The sequence below is a fragment of the Agrobacterium bohemicum genome (assembly GCF_002896715.1).
Taxonomy (GTDB): Bacteria; Pseudomonadota; Alphaproteobacteria; order Rhizobiales; family Rhizobiaceae; genus Agrobacterium; species Agrobacterium bohemicum.
In genome coordinates this window covers 1-2,271 of record NZ_PGEL01000002.1, presented here as the reverse complement: position 1 = coordinate 2,271, position 2,271 = coordinate 1, and the positions used below count along the sequence as shown (strand labels likewise).

Here is a 2,271-nt window from a genome sequence, read left to right as displayed (position 1 = left end):
TCGTCGCTAGCAGCGCCGCCGCCCTCGTCAGTGAGCGGACTTATAGAGGACACCCAACGACATAGTCAACAGTGCCCAACAAAGAAAATACAAAAATGTCGTAAGTAACTGGTTTTGTTCGGTGATTTTGGATCGTTCCAAATTTGGATCATTNGGACGTCAAAAATGACCTCAACGAACACCAGACTTATCGCGGGGAGTTTTCATGTGTCATTCTCGCTGAAGTTTGTTCCACGAATTTAAAATCTCTTACTTAGGCCAGCTTTAGCACCTGCTGCTTTTTCTCCGTCGCCATCGACATTAAAGAGAAGTGAGAAATCGAGGTTCCATTGCTCCGGCGTTTCCATACTCAGTCCTGCTGATAACGTTCCGAATGCGCCCGAGCCGTCTAGACCCGAGAAACCACCCGTGGCGCCGAGTTTGGGTACGAGTTTGGAACCGCTTTCCAAGGTAAACTGCCGTGCGATCTCTGCTCCGAAGCTGACGCGGAACTGCTCCGTAGTGAACCCGTCAAGGGTCAGCGCATCGTCCTGCTCGTTATCGACGGTGTAAGCATCCACGGTTTCTGAAAGGTAGAGTGCTCGCAGTTTCGGTGTCAGCACTGTCACTTCATCAAGATACCACTGGCCCTTGAGTGCAGTATCAACCATCCAGCGGCTCGTCTCGAATGTTCCATCCCAAAACGCCGTATCGATGTCGTTTGTCGAACCGCCATAAAGCAAGCTTGTATCCCAAAAGACGCCCTTACCGACTTCGAACGAGGCATAGGGGCCAGCAAACCAACCGTTACCGGTCAGCTCTGCGTCCTGGTCTGTTGGATCTGTCATTCGGTCGTAATGAACGGAGAGACCGATTAGAGCCTTGTCCGATAACAGGTAGTCTGCGCCAGCGGAAACCATCGCAAAACTGCCCCATCGATTGTCGTTTTGACTGCGGTTGTGAAGCAGAAAGGTGCCATCAATCCAGATGTTGAAAGGTATAAGCTGGCCGTCCGTGGCGACACCGTCCGCACCATCACGAGACGCCTCCAACTGGGCCAGACTTGTGGAGAAGCCCAGCGTCACACCTTTCCCGGAAGGGCGAAAACTTGTGGTCACGGGGACTGTGGAACCCTCCATTTNGCGTCTTTCCATTAGACCAGGCACAGAGATGCTGGACGCAATCAAATTTTGACGGGTCTTGACGAAACCGTTTACGAGACTGTCAATTTCGGTGGCAACGTCAGCTGGATCATATCCGAGTGAGTAGGTTACCGTTCCCTTACTACTACCAATACCACTGGTCAGGCTGAAGGTTATGACTACAGTCCCTGAATAGCCGGACGCAGGTGTGAACTTGAGATACCAGCCAACGGGCGAGATCGGCCCCACCTGGGCATAATCGCCCATCGTGATCGTCGCAGTTCCAGCATTTGACGGCTCGACCGAAACCAAGTTGGCGCTGTCGAATGGTCCTCCCGTTGCGCTCATATCAAGTCTGGCGTCAGGCGGTGAAGAGCCGTCTGGCACAACGATGGCTTGGTTCTGAACCCTAACGGTCCTTTCTTCCAGCTCCAACACGTAGGCGGCCAATGCGGTAGAATTGTTCGCATCCGCAACTTCGATCGTGAAGTTGTATTGGCCGTCAGTATTGTCATCAGCCGTGCCAGACAATTCGCCAGAAANGGAAAGTGTCAGTCCGCCTGGGAGGGCACCAGAAGCCAATCTGTAGCGGAGTGGTGCGATGCCACCTGTGGCCGTTACCTGCTGACCATACTTTNCCCCTGCCATTCCGTTTGGTAGGGCGCCAGCAGACGGAGAGAAACTGAAGCTCACGGCTGTTATTGTGATGGTGACCGTTGCTGGTGCGGAGGTGCCAGCGGGGTTTGTGGCGGTGTAGGTGAAGCTGTCGGAGCCCGAATAGCCTGTGTTCGGGGTGTAACTGATCAAGGTGCCGGAGGCTGTGGCCGTACCTTTCGTCGCTTGCGTATCAATTGCCACCGAGRCTGCTGCCCCTCCCGAGATAGCAATCGCGACTGCATTGTTCGAACTGTTTGCTGCAACCGTCTTAGACACGGCACCGGCAATCGGAAGCTGCTCGCTGATAGCAAGTGTATAACTCACGGAGCCGGACACACCGTTGACATCGGTGATATCAATCGTGAAGCTGGCGCTCCCCGTCGATGTCGGTGTGCCCGAGATTTCGCCAGTGGCTGCATCAACAGCCAAACCTGCGGGAAGCGCATCTCCGCTGGCGAGCACAAATGTGTAGGGAGCCATTCCATTCGATACG

1 protein-coding gene is annotated in these 2,271 nt (G+C 54.0%); it reads right to left on the bottom strand.

What is annotated here, in order from left to right:
* Nucleotides 1-239 precede the first annotated feature (239 nt).
* Nucleotides 240-2,258, bottom strand: a complete 2,019-nt coding sequence (locus CUC55_RS00010) for a putative Ig domain-containing protein (protein ID WP_103086610.1) — start codon at nt 2,256-2,258, stop codon at nt 240-242.
* Nucleotides 2,259-2,271: the final 13 nt, after the last annotated feature.